Here is an 18,591-nt window from a genome sequence, read left to right as displayed (position 1 = left end):
GGGATGAGCCGGGCAATTACCTGGATTCTGTTGCGAGGTTTGACCCGGGAAAGCGGGCATTGGGGGCGCTTCCCTGCGGTGCTCGCTGCCGAACTGCAGCGCCAGCAACCTGGGGCGCAGCTTGAGCTGCTTGACCTTCCGGGCAATGGCAGCCTGCATCGCCAGACCAGCCCGAGCAATGTGGCGGATATGGTCGAGGCCTGTCGCGACGAAATGCTCAGGCGCGGCCTGCCTCCGCCTTACCACCTTCTCGCGATGTCGCTGGGTGCCATGGTAGTGAGCGAGTGGATGCGTCGCTATCCGGAGGAGGTGTCGGGCTCGGTCCTGATCAATACCAGCTTGCGACCCTTCAGTCCCTTTTTCAGGCGCTTGCGTCCCAGCAACTATTGGCCACTGCTGTTGTTGAGTCTGTTCAGGCTTAGCTTGCGGCAGCGTGAGGCCAAGGTGCTGTCCCTGACGACACGCCTGCTTGAAAAGCCGGAAGCGGTGCTTGACAACTGGGTTGAGCTGCAGCGCAGCCACCCGGTGGGGCGGCGTAATGCGATACGCCAACTGCTGGCGGCCATGCGTTACCGGGCCAGCTATGCGCGTCCGCGCGCGCCGACCTTGCTGTTGTGCAGCAAGGGCGATGAACTGGTGGACTGGCATTGCTCGCAGGCGATCAGCCGCGCCTGGGGCGTACCTCTGCGCCTGCATGCCAATGCGGGCCACGATCTGCCGCTGGACGATGGAGACTGGGTGGCGCGGTCGGTGGCTGACTGGCTGCGTGCTCAGCAAGTGCTGGCGCCGGTCGATATGATGCCCAAGTAAAAAGGTCCGCCGAAGCGGACCTTTTGCTTTGCACCAGGCTGGCTATTAGGCGGCCAGGGCCTTGATCTTGGCCGACAGACGGCTCTTGTGACGAGCAGCCTTGTTCTTGTGGAAGATGCCCTTGTCAGCGACCGAGTCGATCACTTGCTGGGCGGTCTTGAACAATTCAGCAGCCTTGGTCTTGTCGCCAGCGACCACGGCCTTTTGCACGTTCTTCACGACCGTGCGGAATTTGGAACGCAGTGCCGTATTGGCAGCGTTGAGCTTGACGTCCTGGCGGGCGCGCTTGCGGCCCGATGCCAAACGGACGGTTTTCTTCTTGGCTTTGGAAGAGCTTGCCATGTTATAGGTCTACCAGTTGGTGCAAAGACCGCGAGTGTAGCACTTTTCTTGCGGCGATCAAAGACTTGAAGCGATTTGTCGACCAGCCCGGGCGCAAATAGATAATGCGCCGGCCGTCGAATGGCCGGCAAACCCCGTTCCCCATGAATCTGCTGCGCGCCGCTTCCCTTGTTTCCATCCTGACCCTTGCGTCGCGCGTCACCGGCCTGGTGCGTGAGCAGATGGTGGCGGCGCTGTTTGGCGCCAGTGCCATCACCGACGCCTTTCAGGTGGCCTTCCGCATTCCCAATATGCTGCGCCGCCTGTTCGCGGAGGGCGCGTTCTCCCAGGCCTTTGTGCCGGTGCTGGCGGCGACCCGGGCCAAGGAGGGTGATGCTGCCACCTGCCTGCTCATCAGCGCGGTGGCCACCGTGCTAGCGTGGACGCTGCTGCTGACCTGCCTGCTGGGCGTGCTGGGCGCGCCGCTGCTGGTGTGGCTGCTGGGCGCCGGGCTGGCGGACGACGCGCGCCGCGCCGCCATCGTCATGACGCGCTGGATGTTTCCCTACATCGGCTGCATGTCGCTGGTGGCGCTGGCGGCGGGCATTCTCAACACCTGGAAGCGCTTCATGGTGCCGGCAGTCACCCCGGTGCTGCTGAACCTGTCGGTGATCGCCGCGGGCTGGCTGCTCGCGCCGCGCTTGCAGGCCATGGGCTACCAGCCGATCTACGCCATGGCGATCGGGGTGATGCTCGGCGGCGTGTTGCAGCTGGCGGTGCAGATTCCGGCGCTGCGCCGGCTGGGTCTGTTGCCGCACCTGGGCCTGAGCTGGGGTGGCCTGCGGCGCGCCTGGCAGCACCCTGGCGTGGGCCAGATCCTGCGCCAGATGGGGCCGGCACTGCTGGGCGTGGGCGTGGCCCAGCTGTCCCTGGTCATCAATACGCAGATCGCGATCTGGGTGGCGCCCGGCGCCGCCTCCTGGCTGACCTATGCCGACCGCCTGATGGAGTTTCCGATCGCCTTGCTGGGCGTGGCTCTGGGCGTGGTGCTGACGCCGCAGCTCTCGGCCGCCCAGGCCAAGGGCGAGACGGCCCAGTACTCGGCCATGCTGGACTGGGGGCTGCGCATGGTGCTGCTGCTGGCCCTGCCTTGCGCGGTGGCGCTGCTGTTGTTTGCCGGCCCGATGGTGGCGGTGCTGTATCACCGCGGGGCCTTCAAGGCCGACGATGTGCTGCACACCACCAGCGCGGTGATGGGTTATGGCGTGGGGCTGATCGGCCTGGTCGCGATCAAGGTGCTGGCGCCGGGCTTTTATGCGCGGCAGGACACGCGCACCCCGGTGCGCATTGCCGTCGGCGTGCTGGTGCTGACGCAGCTGCTGAACGCCTGTTTCGTGCCCTGGCTGGGGGCGGCCGGCCTGGCGCTCTCGATTGGCCTGGCGGCCCTGGTGAATGCCGGCCTGCTGTTGCGCGGGCTGCGCGCGCGCGGCAGCTACACGCCCGCGCCGGGTTGGTTGCCCTTTGCCCTGCGCGTGCTGCTGGCCAGCCTGGCGATGGGGCTGCTGCAGCATCAGCTGGCCGTGCGGCTGGACTGGGTGGCGCTGGGGGCCACCGAGCTGTGGCGCGCCCTGTACATGGCGGGCAGCCTGGCGGCTTCTGCGCTGCTGTACTTCGCGGTGCTGATCTTGAGCGGATTGAAGCTGCGCCAATTCGTGCGGCGCGCATAAACTCGGCCCATGAGTGCCTCCCTGAGCCTGCGCGCGCCAACGCCGCTGGAATACTTTGCGGCCCTGGTGGCCGACGAGCAGAGCCTGAACCTGCTTGAGGCGGCCATCACCATCGCCCAGGACGAGTTCCCGCAGCTGGATGTGCAGCAGGTGCTGGCTGAGGTCGATACCCTGGCGCAGCGCCTGAAGCGGCGTTTGCCGGCCGATGCCGCCGCTGCCTACCGGCTGCGCGCGCTCAACCAGTACTTCCATCAGGAGCTGGGCTTCGCCGGCAACGTCAACAACTACTACGAGGCGGGCAACAGCTTTGTGCACCATGTGCTGGCCACCAGGCGCGGCATCCCCATCACCCTGGCGGTGATCTACATGGAGCTGGCGGCGCAGATCGGCCTGCGCGTGCAGGGCGTGGCCTTCCCCGGGCATTTCCTGCTCAAGCTGCGCCTGCCGCAGGGTGAGGTGGTGCTGGATCCCTTCAGCGGCCGCTCGCTGACGCGCAATGCGCTGGAGGAATTCCTGCTGCCCTACCGGCATGGCGCCGGCCTGCCGGACGACCAGGAGTTGCCCATGGAGCTGTTCCTGCAGGCCGCCAGCCCGCGCCAGGTGCTGGCCCGCATGCTGCGCAACCTGAAGGAAATCCACCGCTCGGGCCAGGATTGGCCGCGCCTGCTGCAGGTGCAGCAGCGCCTCGTCACCCTGCTGCCCGGCGAGGCTGCCGAGTGCCGCGACCGTGCCATGACCTGGTTCGCGCTGGGGGACTTGCAGGCGGCGGCGGTGGATCTGGCGCATTACCTTGCCGAGGTGCCGGATGCGCCGGACCGGCAGGCGCTGGAGGCCATGCTGCAGGAGTGGCGTGCCAAATGTGCCAGGGGCGGCCCCACCTTGCACTGAGCGTGAAGGGGCGCCGCGCACTTAGAATCCGCGCCGCAAGCCCCCACCATCTCCCGGCCATCCCCTATGACGCTCAGTACCCCGCAACGCCATGCCCTGGCCTGGGCCGCCCTGGCCCTGTTGGCATTGGCGCTGCTGCGGCTGCTGCAGCCGGTGCTGGCCCCCTTCATCGCCGCGGCGGTACTGGCCTATGCGCTGACGCCGGCGGTCGAGTTGCTGGTGCGCCGGCGTGTGCCGCGCCTGCTGGCCGTGCTGCTGGTGGAGGTGGTGGCGGTGTTGCTGGTGCTGGCCCTGCTGCTGCTGATCGTGCCCATCCTCAGCAAGGAACTGCCACTGCTGCGCGAGCAGATCCCGGTGCTGGCGAACGCCCTCAACGCCCATGTGCTGCCTTGGTTGCAGCAGCATGGCATCAACGCGGCGCTGGACACCGCCAGCATCAAGAGCTTTGTGCTCAAGTACCTGGACGCCAACCTAGAAGACTGGCTGGCCACGGCGCTGAGTTCGGCGCGCATCGGCGGCAGCTTCTTGCTGGCCATCGTCGGCAATGCGGTGCTGCTGCCGGTGGTGCTGTTCTACCTCTTGCACGACTGGCCCGAGCTGATGCGGCGCGCCTGGTCCATGGTGCCGCCGCGCATGCGCGAGCGCGTCGGCGGTTTTCTGGGCGAATGCGACCAGATGCTGGGGCAATACCTGCGTGGCCAATTGCTGGTGATGCTGATCCTGGCCGCCTACTACAGCGTCGCATTGGCGCTGGCCGGCTTCGAGCTCGCACTGCCGGTAGGCGTGTTCACCGGTCTGGCCGTCTTCATTCCCTATCTGGGCTTCGGCCTGGGGCTCTTGCTGGCCCTGCTGGCGGGCGTGCTGCAGTTCGCGAGCCTGTATGGCCTGCTGGCGGTGGCGCTGATCTTCGGCCTTGGCCAGCTCATCGAGGGCTTTGTGCTCACCCCGCGCCTGGTGGGCGAGCGCATCGGCCTCTCGCCCTTGATGGTGATATTCGCCTTGCTGGCCTTCGGCCATTTGTTCGGCTTCCTGGGTGTCTTGATCGCCCTGCCGGTCAGCGCCCTGGGCGTGGTGGCCGGGCGCCGCGTGCGCGAGCTCTATCTGCGCAGCCCTCTCTACAAGGCTTGAGCGGCAATGAACCTGCAGTGACCACGCTCTTGAAACAGATTCCCCTCTCCCTCGGCCCCGAGCCGGTCTACAGCTTCGACAACTTCATGCCGGGTGCCAATGCCGCGGCGCTGGCGCAGCTGCACGCCTTGCAGCCCGGCTCGCCGCCGGTGTTTCTGTGGGGGCCGCCGGGCTGTGGCAAGACCCATGCCCTGAAGGCGCTGGCGCAGCGCTGGCAGCAGGGCGGCGCCCAGGTGGGCTGGTACGACGCCGACACCCCCTTGCCCTGGGAGCTCCCCGCCAACCCCAGCCTGCTGCTGCTGGATGACTGCGACCGTTTCGACGCCGGCCAGCAGCATGCCGCCTTCACGCTCTTCGTCGAGGCTGCCACCCATGGCCTGGCCGTGGTGGCCACCGGCACCGCACCGCCGGTGGACCTGCCGCTGCGCGAGGACCTGCGCAGCCGCCTCGGCTGGGGGCCCACCTTCGGCCTGCAGGCCTTGTCCGAAGCCGAGATGCGCGCGGTGCTGCGGCGCGAGGCGGATCGCCGCGGCATCTTCCTCGCCGACGAGGTGATGGACTACCTGCTGACCCGTTTTGCCCGCGATCTCAAGCACCTGATGAGCTTGCTGGATCGGCTGGATGAATTTGCCATGGCCAGCAAGCGCGCCGTCACCGTGCCCCTGCTGCGCCAGATGCTGACCGATGGAATGAGCGACGAGCAAGCCCCATGAACCTGACCCTCTTCGACCTGGACGGGACCCTGATCCCGATGGACTCCGACCATGCCTTTGGTGGCTTCATGGTGGAGATCGGCTGGGCCGACGGCGCCACCTGGGCGGCCCGCAACGACGAGTTCTACGCCCAGTACCAGGCCGGCCGCCTGGACCTGGACGCCTACATCGACTTTGCCACCTCGGTATGGCGCTCGCGCCCCCTGGGCGAGGCGCTGGCGATGCGCCGGCGTTTCATGGACGAGGTTCTGGCGCCGATGTTGCGCGACAATGCGCGGGCCCTGGTGCGCAAGCATCAGGCGGCGGGTGACCTGGTGGCCATCGTCACGGCCACCAATGAATTCGTCACCGCCCCGATCGCCGAGGCCTTTGGCGTGCCGCACCTGATCGCCGTGCAATTGCAGCGCGACGAGACGGGGCACTACACCGGCGCGGTGCAGGGCGTGCCCTCCTACCAGGCCGGCAAGATCACGCGCGTGCGGGAATGGCTGGCGGCCGAGGGCAGGGCCTGGGATGAGTTTGAACAGGTGCACTTCTACAGTGACTCGATGAATGATTTGCCCTTGTTGGAGTTGGTCAGCCACCCGGTGGCCACCAACCCGACCCCGGCCTTGCAGGCGCTCGCCCTTGAGCGCGGCTGGCCCATACTGAAGCTCTTTGCATGATCAAGAAATTCATAGACAAGCTGCTGGGCAAACCCGGCGCCGCCAAGTCCGGCAAGACCGTGCTGGGCAAGCGCATCGAGGTGGGGCCGGCCGAACACGGCATCGACCCCGAGTTGCTCGACGAACGCGCGGTGCGCGTGGTCAAGACGCTGACCGAGGGCGGCTTCGAGGCCTATATCGTCGGTGGCGCGGTGCGCGACCTGCTGCTGGGCCGGCGTCCCAAGGATTTCGACGTGGCCACGAACGCCACGCCCGAGCAGGTCAAGGGCCTGTTCCGGCGTGCCTTCATCATCGGCCGGCGCTTTCGCATCGTGCACGTGGTCTACGGCCGCGGGCGCGAGCACGAGGTGATCGAGGTCTCGACCTTCCGCGCCCTGCTGGCCAACGAGTCGGCCGAGCAGGTGGCCGGCAACGAAAAGACCTCCAAGGATGAACTGGCCGGCAAGTCTCATGTGGTGGACGCCAGCGGCCGGGTGCTGCGCGACAACGTCTGGGGCCCGCAGATCGAGGATGCGGCGCGGCGCGACTTCACCGTCAACGCCATGTATTACGAGCCGGTCAAGCAGATGGTGGTGGACTACCACGGTGGCCTGGCCGACGCCAAGAAGCGCGTGCTGCGCATGATCGGCGACCCGGAAACGCGCTACCGCGAAGACCCGGTGCGTATCGTGCGCGCGGTGCGCTTCGCGGCCAAGCTGGGCTTCGAGCTGGAGCCCAAGACGCGCGCGCCGGTCAAGGCCTGCGCCCAGCTGCTGGCGAACGTGCCGATCTCGCGCCTGTTCGACGAGATGATCAAGCTGCTGCAGACCGGCCATTCGCTGGCCAGCCTGGAGGAGTTGCGCAAGCAAGGCCTGGCACGCGGCGTCTTCCCCATCCTGGATGCGGTGCTGGACGAGCAGGGCAATCTGCACGCGGGTGCGCGCGGCCAGTTCGTGCGCCGCGCCTTCGAGGACACCGACCGCCGCGTCGCCGAAGGGCGCAGCGTGGCGCCGAGCTTCATGCTCGCCTGCATGCTCTGGCACGAGGTGCAGTCGCGCTGGCAGCGCCTGCGCGAGGCCGGCGAGTCGCCCATCCCGGCGCTGCAGCAGGCCATTGACCTGGTGTTCGATGCCCGCATCGGCGACATCTCGGGCCGCGGCAAGCTGGCCGCCGACATGCGCGAGATCTGGATGATGCAGCCGCGCTTCGAGCGTCGCAGCGGCAACGGCCCCTACAGCCTGGTGGATCAGCCGCGCTACCGCGCCGGCTTCGATTTCCTGCTCCTGCGCGCCGAGGTCGGCGAGGTGGAGATGGGTCTGGTGGACTGGTGGGAAGACTTTGCGCTGGGCAGCGACGAGGAGCGCCGCGCCCTCATCGACGAGGCCCGCGAAGCCGACAAGGTGCGCCGCGGCAGCAAGGTGCATCAGCTGCCGCGCGGTGCCCTGAGTGGCCAGTCGCCGGCCGCTGAAGCCGAGGAGGGGGCCGAACCCCAGGCCGAAGGCGCCAGCGCGCCGGCGAAGAAACGCCGCCGTCGCCGCAAGCCGGCCAGCAAGGCGGCGCCGGCACAGGATTGAGCATGGAGCAGGCCTATGTCGGCCTGGGCGCCAACCTCGGCGCGCTGCGTGCCACCCTGGAGGCGGCCCTGCGCGATCTGGATGCTCTGCCGCAGACGCGCGTGCTGGCGGTTTCCAGCGCCTACCGCAGCGCCGCCCTGGACTCCGACGGGCCCGATTACCTGAACGCCGTGGCGCGCATCGAGACCGGGCTAGCGCCGATGGAGCTGCTGGACGCGATGCAGGCCATCGAGCTCAAGCATGGGCGCGAGCGACCCTACCGCTACGCGCCGCGTACCCTGGATCTGGATCTGCTGATCCATGGCGATGCCAGCATGCAGCGGCCGCGCCTGGTGTTGCCGCATCCGCGCCTGCACGAGCGTGCCTTCGTGCTGCTGCCCCTGCTGGAGCTCGCACCGACCTTGAGCCTGCCGGTGCTGGGCCCCTTGGCGCCGCGCCTGGCCGGGCTGGCCGACCAGCGCGTGGAACGCGAGCCCCTGCCGCTGAACTGGACCTGAAGGAACCTCATGTTCACCACCGCCGCCGGCTGGCAGACCCTCGGTCTGCTGATGCTGTCCAACCTCTTCATGACCTTCGCCTGGTACGGGCACCTGAAGGATCTGGCCGCCAAGCCCTGGTGGATCGCCGCCCTGGTGAGCTGGGGCATCGCCTTGTTCGAATACCTGCTGCAGGTACCGGCCAACCGCATCGGCTATGGCGCCGGCTTCAGCCTGGCCCAGCTCAAGATCACCCAGGAGGTGGTGACGCTGGCGGTGTTCGTGCCCTTCTCGATGCTCTATATGGGGCAGGGTTTCCGCAGCGACTTCCTCTGGGCCGGCCTGTGCCTGATGGGGGCGGTGTACTTTATTTTCCGGGGTGCCTGAACGCGGCGGGGTTCGCTTGTGCGCTGCTCGCAATTACACTCCAGCCCGTGCCGCGTGACGCGGCGATGACATTTCCAAGAAATCTGCGTTGTTGGTGCGAGCTGGACACCTTGGTCCGGCACCTCAGGAGAACCCATGCTGTTTGGCAAGCTGCTGCCCCGAGAGGGCAATTTTTTCGAGCTCTTCAATGAACACGGCGACAAGATCGCCCTGGGCGCGCGCGCCTTCATGTCCATGATCCAGAACTATGCGGATCCGCAGCTGCGCGAGAAATACGCGATCGAGGTGGACGACTACGAGCACCAGGCCGACCGCATCACCGCCGAGGTGAACCGCCTGCTGCACCGCACCTTCATCACCCCGATCGACCGCGAGCAGATCCACGGCCTGATCAATGCGATGGACGACATCCTGGACCTGCTGCAGGACTCCAGCGAAACCATGCAGCTCTACGATGTGCGCAGCATCCCGGAGGAAGTGCTGCGTCTGGGCGAGCTCTCGGCCAAGTGCTGCGAGCGCGTGCAACACGCGGTCTCCCTGCTGCCCAAGCTGAGCGAGCCCAAGACCGCCGAGGCGGCCATCAAGACCTGCGAAGAGATCGACAAGCTCGAGTCCGACGCCGACCGCGTGATGCGTGCCGCCATGTCCAAGCTGTTCCGCGAGCAGGAGGATGTGCGCGAGCTGATCAAGCTCAAGGCCATCTACGAGCAGCTCGAGTCGATCTCGGATCGCTGCGAGGATGTCGCCAACCTGATCGAGGGCATCGTCCTCGAGAACTCCTGATCGGATCCTCTTCATGGAATCGGTACAGGTAGCGTTCTGGGTCGTCGCAGTGCTGGTCGTGCTGGCCGTGCTGTTCGACTTCATGAACGGTTTTCACGACGCGGCCAACTCGATCGCCACCGTGGTGTCCACCGGCGTGCTGAAGCCGCAGCAGGCGGTCTTGTTCGCGGCCTTCTTCAACGTCATCGCGGTGGCCTTCTTCCAGCTCAAGGTGGCGGCCACCATCGGCAAGGGCATCGTCGACCCCGGCGTGGTCGATCACCATGTGATCTTCGGTGCGCTGATCGGCGCGATCTGCTGGAACGTCATCACCTGGTGGTACGGCATCCCCTCCAGCTCCTCGCATGCGCTGATCGGCGGCATCGTGGGCGCGGTGATCGCCAAGTCCGGCGCCGGCGCGCTGGTGGCCGGTGGCGTCGGCAAGACGGTGCTGTTCATCTTTCTCTCGCCGCTGCTGGGTTTCTTGCTGGGCTCCATCCTGATGGTGATCGTGGCCTGGGTGTTCAGGCGCAGTTCACCGCTGCGGGTGGACAACTGGTTCCGACGCCTGCAGCTGGTCTCGGCCGGCCTCTACAGCCTGGGCCATGGCGGCAATGACGCGCAGAAGACCATCGGTCTGATCTGGATGCTGCTGGTGGCTTCGGGCTATGCGGCCGCGGCCGACAAGGCGCCGCCGAGCTGGGTGATCTGGGTCTGCTACACCGCCATCGGCATGGGCACCATGTTCGGCGGCTGGCGCATCGTGCAGACCATGGGTCAGAAGATCACCAAGCTCAAGCCGGTGGGCGGCTTCTGTGCCGAAACCGGTGGCGCCATCACGCTGTTCCTGGCCACCGCGCTGGGCGTGCCCGTGTCCACCACCCACACCATCACCGGCGCCATCGTCGGCGTGGGCTCGGTGCAGCGCGCCTCGGCGGTGCGCTGGGGCGTGGCCGGCAACATCGTCTGGGCCTGGATCTTCACCATCCCGGCCTCGGCCTTCGTCGCCGGCGTCTGCTACTGGGTGAGCTTCTCGCTGTTCTGATCGGCGGCGCCTCCCTGCCGCAACAAGGCCCGCCGAGACTCGGTCTCGGGCGGGCCTTGGCTTTTATTGGCTGATCTCCTGCGCCGCGTCGACCTGGCTTTCGAAATAGCGCTGTGCGCTGAAGGCGATCGTGGTCATCAGGCAGGCTCCGCCCACCAGCAGGCAGCCCACCACGCCGATGATGGGCGCCCAGCCGGTGCGCCGTGGCGGCTGGCCCGGGTTGCGCTGGGCATCCCACTTCTCGTCGGGCGTGAGGCCGTAGACGATGCCGGTGAGCATGCTGATGCTCAGCATCAGCCCCAGGATGGGCATCAGCACCCAGGCCAGGCGGTCGTCCTGGCCCAGCAGGTCCATGCGCTGCACGCCGTACAGGCCCAGCAGGGTGGGCAGGGGATGCAGCCAGGCCAGCTTGTCGCCCAGGCCATGCAGGTAGAAGCGATGCAGGCCCAGGCTGCCGCCCGCGAAGGCCAGCCAGGTGGCGATGGTTTTGGATTTGTAGCCGCTGCTCATGCCTGGCCCTGTGCGGGGCTGCTCTGGTCGCCCTGGCCCAGTTGGCGCTGCATCAGCACCACGTCCAGCCAGCGGCCGAATTTCCAGCCCGCGGACTTGAGCAGGCCGGTGTGCTCGAAGCCCAGCGCGGCATGCAGGCCGACCGAGCCGCGGTTCTCGGCATCGCCGATCACCGCCAGCATCTGGCGCGCGCCCAGCGCCTCGCAGCGGGCAACCAGTTCGGCCAGCAAGAGGCGGCCGATACCCTGGCCCTGGGCGGCGGGGGACAGGTAGATCGAGTCCTCCAGGCAGAAGCGGTAGGCCAGGCGAGGGCGGAAATAGTTGGCATAGGCGTAGCCCAGCACCTGGCCATCGCGCTCGGCCACCAGATAGGGCAGACCGCGGCTCAATACCTCGGCGCGGCGGCGCGACATCTCTGCCACATCGGGCACCTCGGTCTCGAAGGTGCCGGTGCCTTCTAGCACGGCCACCTGGTAAATCTGCTGGATGGCGGCCAGATCGGCCTCGTTGCTAGGGCGTAAGAGCAGGCTGGAGCCTGGTTTTTCTGGCGTCGTCATGGGATTTTGTGCATTGATGCTGGGGAATATCGCTAGGCCGAGTTTATAATGCCGGGTTTTGGTGCTGGTCGGTGGGGACGCCGGCGTATCTACAGCGCCATGCCATGGTGGTCATTGTGACCACCGACCCGATCTGCTCGCCCTGAGTGTCTCCTGGTGCGGTGGAACGCTAAAGATCAAAGGAAACATCATGGTCGTGATTCGACTCGCACGCGGCGGCTCCAAGAAGCGCCCCTTCTACAACATCGTTGTGGCCAACAGCCAGCAGCGTCGTGACGGCCGCTTCATCGAGAAGGTCGGCTTCTACAACCCCGTGGCTTCCGGCGCTGCCGAGTCGCTGCGCGTGGCCACCGACCGCGTTGCCTACTGGACCGGCGTTGGCGCCCAGCTGTCGCCCACCGTGGCACGTCTGGTCGACCAGGCCAAGAAGGCTGTCGTCGCAGCCTGAGCTTGACGGTGACGCCCACTGACAACCGCCCCGCCGCGAACGCCTCTGACGAGACGGCGTGGCCGGCTGACGCGGTTGAAGTCGGGCGTGTGCTGGACGCCTGGGGTATCAAGGGCTGGATTCGCGTCCAGGCCTATTCCACCGATCCCCAGGCGCTGTTCGCGTCGCGCCGCTGGTTTCTGAAACCCGGCGACGCCGCACTGGGAGCGAAGGCGCAAGCCGTTCCCTCCCTGCTCAAGATTCTCGCGGTACGAGATCACGGCGATGGCATCGTGGCCCACGTCGAAGGCATCTCGGATCGCAATGCTGCCGAAGCCCTGCGCGGCGCCAGCATCCACATCTCACGCGCCAAATTCCCGTCCTCGGACCCGGATGAGTATTACTGGGTCGATCTGATCGGCCTCACGGTGCTGAACCGCCAGGGCGAAACCCTGGGCGAGGTGATCGGCTTGATGGAAACCGGCCCGCACAGCGTGCTGCGCATTGCGCCGCCCGGCCTCACGCCGCCGATCAAGCCCGACCAGGAGCGCCTGGTTCCCTTCGTGGCCGCTTTCGTCGACGCTGTCGACCTGGAGCAGCGCGTCATCACGGTGGACTGGGGCCTGGACTTCTGAGTCCCGGCGCCGCAGCGCAGGCTTCGCGTCGCAATGCGCTTTGATCTGATCACCCTCTTTCCCGAGTTGTTCGGCCCGCTGCTGACGGCGGGCGTGACGCGCCGCGCCTATGAGAGCGGCCAGGTTGATGTGCGGCTCTGGCAGCTGCGCGACTTCGCCGAAGACAACTACCGCCGCGTCGATGACCGCCCCTATGGCGGCGGCCCCGGCATGCTGATGCTGGCCGAACCGCTGGAACGCGCGCTCGCGGCGGTCAAGCTGACGCGCGCCGAAGCGGCCGCCGATGCCGGGCCGCCGGCCATCATCCACTTCAGCCCCACCGGCCGGCGCATCGACCAGTCACTGGTGCAAGCGCTGGCGCAAGGGCAGGGCGGCGTGCTGCTGTGTGGCCGCTACGAGGGCATCGATCAGCGCTTTCTCGACAAGCATGTGACGCTGGAGTTGAGCCTGGGCGATTTCGTGCTCTCGGGGGGCGAACTGCCCGCCATGGCCCTGCTCGATGCCATCGCGCGCCTGCAGGAGGGCGTGCTCAACGATGCCGCCTCGCACCAGCAGGACAGTTTTTCCGACGGCCTGCTGGACTGCCCCCACTACAGCCGCCCCGAGGTGCTGGACGGCGTTGCGGTGCCGCCGGTGCTGCTGTCCGGTCACCATGCCCAGATTGCGCGCTGGCGCCGCGAGCGCTCGCTGGAGCTGACCTGGCGTCGCCGGCCCGAGCTGATCGAGGCGGCGCGGGCCGCCGGCCGCCTGAGTAAACAGGACGAAGCCTTTTTGCGCGCCTTGAGCGTGTAGCATTTTCAGCTATAATGATCGGCTTTTCCGATCCTCTGCCGGGCAACACGGGGCGCCGCCTCGTCAACAGCAATTCATGCGCTGGCACGATCACTTGGAGTGAAAACATGGACTTGATCCAAACCCTTGAGCAAGAAGAAATTGCTCGTCTGAACAAGACCATCCCCGTGTTCGCCCCTGGCGATACGGTGATCGTCAGCGTGAACGTCGTTGAAGGCACCCGCAAGCGCGTGCAGGCTTACGAAGGCGTCGTGATTGCCAAGCGCAACCGCGGCCTGAACAGCAGCTTCATCGTGCGCAAGATCTCCAGCGGCGAAGGCGTGGAGCGTACGTTCCAGCTGTACAGCCCCCTGATCGCCTCGATCGAAGTCAAGCGTCGTGGCGATGTGCGCCGCGCCAAGCTGTACTACCTGCGCGAGCGTTCGGGCAAGTCGGCACGTATCAAGGAAAAGCTGGCTTAAGGTCAGCTGCAGTGCGAACCTTGCCGGTTCGCGCTCAAGCAGAAGCCGCCCGGGCCCGCGCCTCGGCGGCTTTTGTTTTGCCCGCCTGTTAACCCTGCGACAGCGCGACCGTTTGCTTCGGCTCTATGCTCGGCCCACCATGTCCCGCCCACCCATTCTGAACGCGCAGGGGGTGCCTGTTGTCGGCACCGATGCGCATCTCCCTGCCGTGCCCGAAGCCGCGCTGCGCGCCGAGGCCCTGCGCCAGCGCTTTGCGGCCGCCCCGGCCTGGCAGCCCGAATTTCCCGGCGACGGAGGGCTGTTCAGCCAGCGCGAGCCGAGTGCGGCCGCGGTGCTCTTGCCCCTGGTGCAGCGGCCCGAGGGCCTGCAGGTGCTGTTGACCCAGCGCACCGCCCATTTGCGTGACCATGCGGGCCAGATCAGCTTCCCGGGCGGGCGCAGCGAGCCCGAAGACGGCAGCGCGGTGGCGACGGCCTTGCGCGAGGCTGAAGAGGAAATCGGTCTTGGCGCCGAGCACATCGAGGTGATCGGCGAACTGCCGGTCTACACCACCGTCACGGCCTTCCATGTCACCCCGGTGGTGGCGCTGGTGCGGCCGGATTTCGAGCTCAAGCTCGACGCCTTCGAGGTGGCCGAGGCCTTCGAGGTGCCGCTGGCCTGGCTGATGACGCCGGCCCACCATCGCCGTCACCGTTTCAGCTGGGAGGGCGGCGAGCGCCACTTCCTCTCCATGCCCTGGACGGGGTCAGATCTTGCCGGGCAAGGCGGCGAGCCGCGCGAATACTTCATCTGGGGCGCCACGGCGGCCATGCTGCGCAACTTCTATCGCTTTCTCTCTGCCTGAGCCCGCTATCATCCCGGGCCATGAACTTCTTTGCGGTCTTGTTCGCGCTGCTCTGTGAACAGCTCAAGCCCTTGCCCCATGGCAACGCGGTACATCATGGCGTGATCGGCTGGGTGCGCTGGACCGGGCGCAACTTCGACGCCGGCCGCGAGCACCATGCTGCGGTGGTCTGGAGCATCACCGCGCTGGGTCCGGCCCTGCTGGCCGCGCTGCTCTACATCACGCTGCGCCACTTCAGCGTGCTGCTGGCCCTGGCCATGGATGTGGCGGTGCTGTACCTGACCCTGGGCTTCCGCCAGTTCAGCCATTACTTCACCGACATCCGCGATGCGCTGGAGCGCGGCGATGAGCTGGAGGCACGCCGCCTGCTGGCCGAATGGCGCCACCTGGATGCCAGCGAGCTGCCGCGCACCGAGCTGCTGCGCCATGTCATCGAGCATTCGCTGCTGGCCGCGCACCGCCATGTGTTCGGCGTGTTCTTCTGGTTCATCCTGCTCTCCACCCTGGGCCTGGGCCCGGCCGGCGCGGTGCTCTACCGCATGGCCGAATTCGCCAGCCGCTACTGGGCCTTCAAGAGCCGCACCATCGATGCGCCCACCAACGAGCGCCTGATGCAGCTCTCGCGCAAGCTGTTCGGCTGGATCGACTACGTGCCCTCGCGTCTCACCGCCACCGGCTTTGCCATCGTCGGCAATTTCGAGGAGGCGGTGAACGGCTGGCGGCGCGACGCCGCGCTCTGGATGCATGCCAACGAGGGCATCATCCTGGCCTCGGCGGCCGGTGCCCTGGGTGTGCAGCTGGGCGGCTCGGCCGCGCCGGGCATCACGCCGGACCGCAGCAAGACCTTCAACGCCGGCGGCGACATGGACGCCACCCTGGCCGATGGCTCCACGCCCGGCCAGTTGCCCTCGCTGGGCGCGCTGCAGAGCGTGGTCGGCCTGGTGTGGCGCTCGGTGGTGCTGTGGATGCTGCTGCTGGCCCTGCTGACGCTGGCCAACCTGGTCGGCTGAACTACCGCAGCACCGTCTGCTGCATGAACAGGATCGTCGCGTAGAACTGGAAGTCCTGGTTCTCCTTGCGGGCGAAGCCATGGCCCTCGTTCTCGGCGCGCAGATACCAGACCGGCGTGCCGTTCTCGCGCACCTTGGCGACGATCTGCTCGGCCTCGGTATAGGGCACGCGCGGGTCGTTCTTGCCCTGCACCACGAACAGGGGCTTCGTGATCTTGGCGGCATTGCTGAGCGGTGAGATCCTGTCCTGGAACGCGCGCATCGCCGGATCGCGCTCGTCGCCGTACTCCACGCGGCGCAGGTCGCGGCGGTAGCTCTCGGTGTTCTGCAGGAAGGTCACGAAGTGCGAGATGCCCACCACGTCGATGGCGCCGGCAATGCGCTCGGCGTAATGGGTGGCCACCGCCAGCGTCATGTAGCCGCCGTAGCTGCCGCCGGTCACCAGCACGCGCGAGGCGTCCAGGTTCGGCTGGGTGGCGATCCAGTCCAGCAGGGCGCCGATGTCCTTCACCGAGTCCTCGCGCTGGAAACCGTTGTCCAGCGCCAGAAAGCGCTTGCCGTAGCCGGCCGAGCCACGCACATTGGGCTGGATCACGGCCATGCCCAGCTCCTGCAGGTAGTAGTTGTTGCGGCCCAGAAAGCCCATCGTGGCCTGCGATTCGGGCCCGCCATGGATGCTGATCAGCACCGGGCGCTTGCCTTCGAACTGCGTCGGCGGCAGGCTCAGCAGGCCGGAGATGCTGAGGCCGTCAAAACTCTTCCAGCGCACCAGCTGCTGCTCGCCGAAGCGGCTGGTGTCGATGCCCGGCGGCACATAGGCCTGGGTCCAGGCCTGGGGCGCGCCCCAGCCGGTCTTGGTGCGCGCCATGCTGAACACCTGGCTGGGGCTTCGGGCATGGCTGACGCCCATCACCAGCTCGCCGCGCTGCTGATCGAAATGCAGCGCACCGATGCTGCCGGCGGGCAGCGGCGGCGTCGGCAGGGGCTTGAGGCTCAGCGCGTCGAAGAGGCGCAGCTCGCCGCGCCCGTCGGCGTTCACGCGCGCGGCCAGCAGGCGGCCATCCCGGCTCAGCGTGGCACCGCTGACGTCCCAGGGAATGTCGGCCGAGACGCGCACCAGCTTGCCGCTGCGCAGATCCAGGCGCGCCAGTTCGCGGAACTCGCTGTGTCGGTCGGTGAGCACCCAGAGCTGCCGGTTGTCGTGGCTGAATTCGCCGGCAAAGTAGACCGCGCGCGCGCTGTCGCCGGCGGCCGGCAGCAGCTTGCGCCGCGCGCCGCTGGCGAGGTCCAGCAGCCAGAGTTCGGACTCGTTGGCCGAGATATAGCGCGTCAGCGCGAGCTGCCTGTCGTCGCGCGAGACCGAGCGCACGCCCCAGCCGCCGCCTTCCAGCTGGGCGAGGCGGCGCTTGCCCTCGGGCTTCTCGGGGTCCATGACCCAGATGTCGGTCGTCACCTGGGCGCGTGTGCCGCCCTGGGCGGTGCGGTCCAGCGGCAGCGAGGTGAAGACCAGTTGCGCGCTGCGATGCAGCCAGGCGCTCATATTGTGGCGTTCGTCCGGGTTGGTCAGCAGCACCGGGGCGGCGCCCTTGCCATCCAGCCGGTACAGCTGCGCCACCTCGGAGCCGCCGCTGCTGCGCTCGAACACGATGTAGCGCCCCTGCCTGGGTTCGTAGCTGGCCTCACCCACCGGGTCGGCGCCGTCGGTGAGCTGCTCCAGCTCGCCCTGCGGGTTCGTCAGGCGGTAAAGCTGGGCCGTGTTGGCGCCGGCCTTGCGGTGGCTCACCAGCATCTCCCGCTGCCTGGGATGCCAGTCCACGAAGGCATGGCCGCGGAAGTCGTTGTAGGCCGTGACCTTGTCGGCCAGGCTTTGCGGGATCTCCGGGATGCCCTGGGCCAGCAGCTTGGGGTTGGGTGACAGGAACTGGGGCGCCTGCGCCTGGCTGGCCTGGGTCAGGCCGCCCAGCAGCAGGCTCAGCGCGATCAGCGCGGTGCCGCGGCAGCGCTTGGAAGAGGAGTGGGGCATGTTTGGGTACGCGGAAATGAAAGGGCCGCGCCACCCCTGCGGTGCGCGGCCCGTGATTGTGGCAACAGCGGCCGGGTCTGAACTAGGTCAGATCCCCGGGTTTTGCCTCACTGCGTCTGCTGAATGCCGGCAATCGCCCATTCGCGGCTGCCGTCCTGCGGGCGCACCAGATGCCAGATCTCGTCGAAGGACTGGGCGGCTGCTTCGCTCTGCTCGCGGATCAGGCCCCAGAAGCGCACGCTCACCACCTGCTGGTCCGGTTCCTGGGCACGGTCCAGCAGCTGCGCATTCAGCTGCAGCACGTCGGTGCGCTGCGCGCCCTTGCGATCCAGCAGATCATGCTGCACGGCGGCATACATCTCCGGCGTGGTGAACTTGCGCAAATCGTTCTGGTCGCCCGCATCGTTGGCGGCCTGCAGGCGGATGAAGACGCGCTTGGCGACTTGCACGAACTCCTCGTTTTCGGCACTGCTCACCGGCGCCGCAGCGAGCGGGGCTGTCGCAGCAGCGGCGGCGGCCGGGGCATAGCCAGCACCGGCGCCCGCACCCGCACCCGCACCCGCATACTGCAGGCCGGCGCCCTGGGCCGGCTTGGCCGCAAAGCGGCGCATCACGAAGCCCACCACCAGCATCAGGGCCACGCCGATCAGCAGCATGGTCATCACATTGGCCAGTGCGCCGCCAAAGCCGAAATGGCTGGCCAGTGCGGCCAGGCCCAGGCCGGCGGCCAGGCCGGCGATCGGACCCATCCAGCTGCGCTTGGGCGCGGCGGCTGGTGCGGCCGTGCCGGTCGGGGCGGGGCTGGGCGCGGCTTGCTGGGCCGGCACGCCGCTACCCTGCGGCGTCGTGCTCTGCTG

The 18,591-nt window shown here is 67.4% G+C and carries 22 protein-coding genes; 17 read left to right on the top strand and 5 right to left on the bottom strand.

What is annotated here, in order from left to right:
• Window positions 1-3: 3 nt before the first annotated feature.
• Entirely contained in the window at window positions 4-810 is an 807-nt protein-coding gene (locus AC3WQY_RS18745) for an alpha/beta fold hydrolase (protein WP_492710023.1), read from the top strand.
• A gap of 45 nt (window positions 811-855) precedes the next feature.
• Here the strand turns inward: AC3WQY_RS18745 and rpsT are convergent, their stop codons facing one another.
• Complete coding sequence (gene rpsT, locus AC3WQY_RS18740) at window positions 856-1,152, bottom strand: 30S ribosomal protein S20 (protein WP_285231624.1); 297 nt, start codon at window positions 1,150-1,152, stop codon at window positions 856-858.
• Window positions 1,153-1,295: 143 nt separating this feature from the next.
• Between rpsT and murJ the strand changes: the two genes are divergently transcribed.
• From murJ to AC3WQY_RS18690, 10 genes are all read left to right on the top strand, one after another.
• Window positions 1,296-2,858 (top strand): murein biosynthesis integral membrane protein MurJ, encoded by a 1,563-nt coding sequence (gene murJ / locus AC3WQY_RS18735; protein WP_492710020.1) that lies wholly within the window; start codon window positions 1,296-1,298, stop codon window positions 2,856-2,858.
• A gap of 9 nt (window positions 2,859-2,867) precedes the next feature.
• Window positions 2,868-3,746: a SirB1 family protein gene (locus tag AC3WQY_RS18730; protein WP_285231626.1), complete on the top strand. Its 879-nt coding sequence runs from the start codon at window positions 2,868-2,870 to the stop codon at window positions 3,744-3,746.
• Between the two features lie 66 nt (window positions 3,747-3,812).
• Complete coding sequence (locus AC3WQY_RS18725; RefSeq protein WP_492710018.1) at window positions 3,813-4,874, top strand: AI-2E family transporter; 1,062 nt, start codon at window positions 3,813-3,815, stop codon at window positions 4,872-4,874.
• A 29-nt stretch (window positions 4,875-4,903) separates the two neighbouring features.
• Window positions 4,904-5,587: a DnaA regulatory inactivator Hda gene (gene hda, locus AC3WQY_RS18720; protein WP_492710016.1), complete on the top strand. Its 684-nt coding sequence runs from the start codon at window positions 4,904-4,906 to the stop codon at window positions 5,585-5,587.
• The gene (locus tag AC3WQY_RS18715) at window positions 5,584-6,252 is read left to right on the top strand and encodes a histidinol-phosphatase (RefSeq protein ID WP_492710015.1); all 669 of its coding nucleotides are present in this window, start codon (window positions 5,584-5,586) and stop codon (window positions 6,250-6,252) included. The genes hda and AC3WQY_RS18715 overlap by 4 nt, the downstream gene beginning before the upstream one ends.
• On the top strand, window positions 6,249-7,805 hold the full coding sequence (gene pcnB, locus AC3WQY_RS18710; protein ID WP_492710013.1) for a polynucleotide adenylyltransferase PcnB: 1,557 nt from the start codon (window positions 6,249-6,251) through the stop codon (window positions 7,803-7,805). The genes AC3WQY_RS18715 and pcnB overlap by 4 nt, the downstream gene beginning before the upstream one ends.
• Before the next feature lie 2 nt (window positions 7,806-7,807).
• Entirely contained in the window at window positions 7,808-8,302 is a 495-nt protein-coding gene (folK, locus tag AC3WQY_RS18705; protein ID WP_492710011.1) for a 2-amino-4-hydroxy-6-hydroxymethyldihydropteridine diphosphokinase, read from the top strand.
• A gap of 9 nt (window positions 8,303-8,311) precedes the next feature.
• Window positions 8,312-8,668: a DMT family protein gene (locus AC3WQY_RS18700; RefSeq protein ID WP_285231632.1), complete on the top strand. Its 357-nt coding sequence runs from the start codon at window positions 8,312-8,314 to the stop codon at window positions 8,666-8,668.
• Window positions 8,669-8,803: 135 nt separating this feature from the next.
• Entirely contained in the window at window positions 8,804-9,451 is a 648-nt protein-coding gene (locus AC3WQY_RS18695; protein ID WP_285231633.1) for a DUF47 domain-containing protein, read from the top strand.
• A gap of 13 nt (window positions 9,452-9,464) precedes the next feature.
• Window positions 9,465-10,475, top strand: a complete 1,011-nt coding sequence (locus tag AC3WQY_RS18690) for an inorganic phosphate transporter (RefSeq protein ID WP_285231634.1) — start codon at window positions 9,465-9,467, stop codon at window positions 10,473-10,475.
• A 63-nt stretch (window positions 10,476-10,538) separates the two neighbouring features.
• Here AC3WQY_RS18690 and AC3WQY_RS18685 read toward each other — a convergent pair whose 3' ends face one another.
• Window positions 10,539-10,985, bottom strand: a complete 447-nt coding sequence (locus AC3WQY_RS18685) for a TM2 domain-containing protein (RefSeq protein WP_492710008.1) — start codon at window positions 10,983-10,985, stop codon at window positions 10,539-10,541.
• Window positions 10,982-11,542, bottom strand: a complete 561-nt coding sequence (locus AC3WQY_RS18680; protein ID WP_492710006.1) for a GNAT family N-acetyltransferase — start codon at window positions 11,540-11,542, stop codon at window positions 10,982-10,984. Before AC3WQY_RS18680 ends, AC3WQY_RS18685 begins: the two co-directional genes overlap by 4 nt.
• 190 nt (window positions 11,543-11,732) lie before the next feature.
• Here AC3WQY_RS18680 and rpsP point away from each other — a divergent pair, with 190 nt between their 5' ends.
• From rpsP to AC3WQY_RS18650, 6 genes are all read left to right on the top strand, one after another.
• The gene (rpsP, locus tag AC3WQY_RS18675) at window positions 11,733-11,990 is read left to right on the top strand and encodes a 30S ribosomal protein S16 (protein ID WP_285231637.1); all 258 of its coding nucleotides are present in this window, start codon (window positions 11,733-11,735) and stop codon (window positions 11,988-11,990) included.
• Window positions 11,991-11,998: 8 nt separating this feature from the next.
• Window positions 11,999-12,604 carry a ribosome maturation factor RimM gene (rimM, locus tag AC3WQY_RS18670; protein WP_492710004.1) on the top strand — a complete coding sequence of 202 codons (606 nt, stop codon included), beginning with the start codon at window positions 11,999-12,001 and terminating at the stop codon, window positions 12,602-12,604.
• Window positions 12,605-12,637: 33 nt separating this feature from the next.
• Complete coding sequence (trmD, locus tag AC3WQY_RS18665; protein ID WP_492710002.1) at window positions 12,638-13,396, top strand: tRNA (guanosine(37)-N1)-methyltransferase TrmD; 759 nt, start codon at window positions 12,638-12,640, stop codon at window positions 13,394-13,396.
• A gap of 107 nt (window positions 13,397-13,503) precedes the next feature.
• Complete coding sequence (gene rplS / locus AC3WQY_RS18660) at window positions 13,504-13,857, top strand: 50S ribosomal protein L19 (RefSeq protein WP_285231640.1); 354 nt, start codon at window positions 13,504-13,506, stop codon at window positions 13,855-13,857.
• 139 nt (window positions 13,858-13,996) lie between these two features.
• Window positions 13,997-14,701, top strand: a complete 705-nt coding sequence (locus AC3WQY_RS18655) for a CoA pyrophosphatase (RefSeq protein WP_492710001.1) — start codon at window positions 13,997-13,999, stop codon at window positions 14,699-14,701.
• A 20-nt stretch (window positions 14,702-14,721) separates the two neighbouring features.
• Window positions 14,722-15,711 carry a CobD/CbiB family protein gene (locus AC3WQY_RS18650; protein ID WP_285231642.1) on the top strand — a complete coding sequence of 330 codons (990 nt, stop codon included), beginning with the start codon at window positions 14,722-14,724 and terminating at the stop codon, window positions 15,709-15,711.
• 1 nt (window position 15,712) lies between these two features.
• Here the strand turns inward: AC3WQY_RS18650 and AC3WQY_RS18645 are convergent, their stop codons facing one another.
• Window positions 15,713-17,734, bottom strand: a complete 2,022-nt coding sequence (locus tag AC3WQY_RS18645; protein ID WP_492710000.1) for a S9 family peptidase — start codon at window positions 17,732-17,734, stop codon at window positions 15,713-15,715.
• A gap of 107 nt (window positions 17,735-17,841) precedes the next feature.
• On the bottom strand, window positions 17,842-18,591 hold a 750-nt coding region (locus tag AC3WQY_RS18640), incomplete at its 5' end, for a Tim44 domain-containing protein (protein WP_492709999.1).

This window comes from Roseateles sp. FW301-B2 (assembly GCF_058788955.1).
This window is presented reverse-complemented; position numbering and strand designations above follow the sequence as displayed.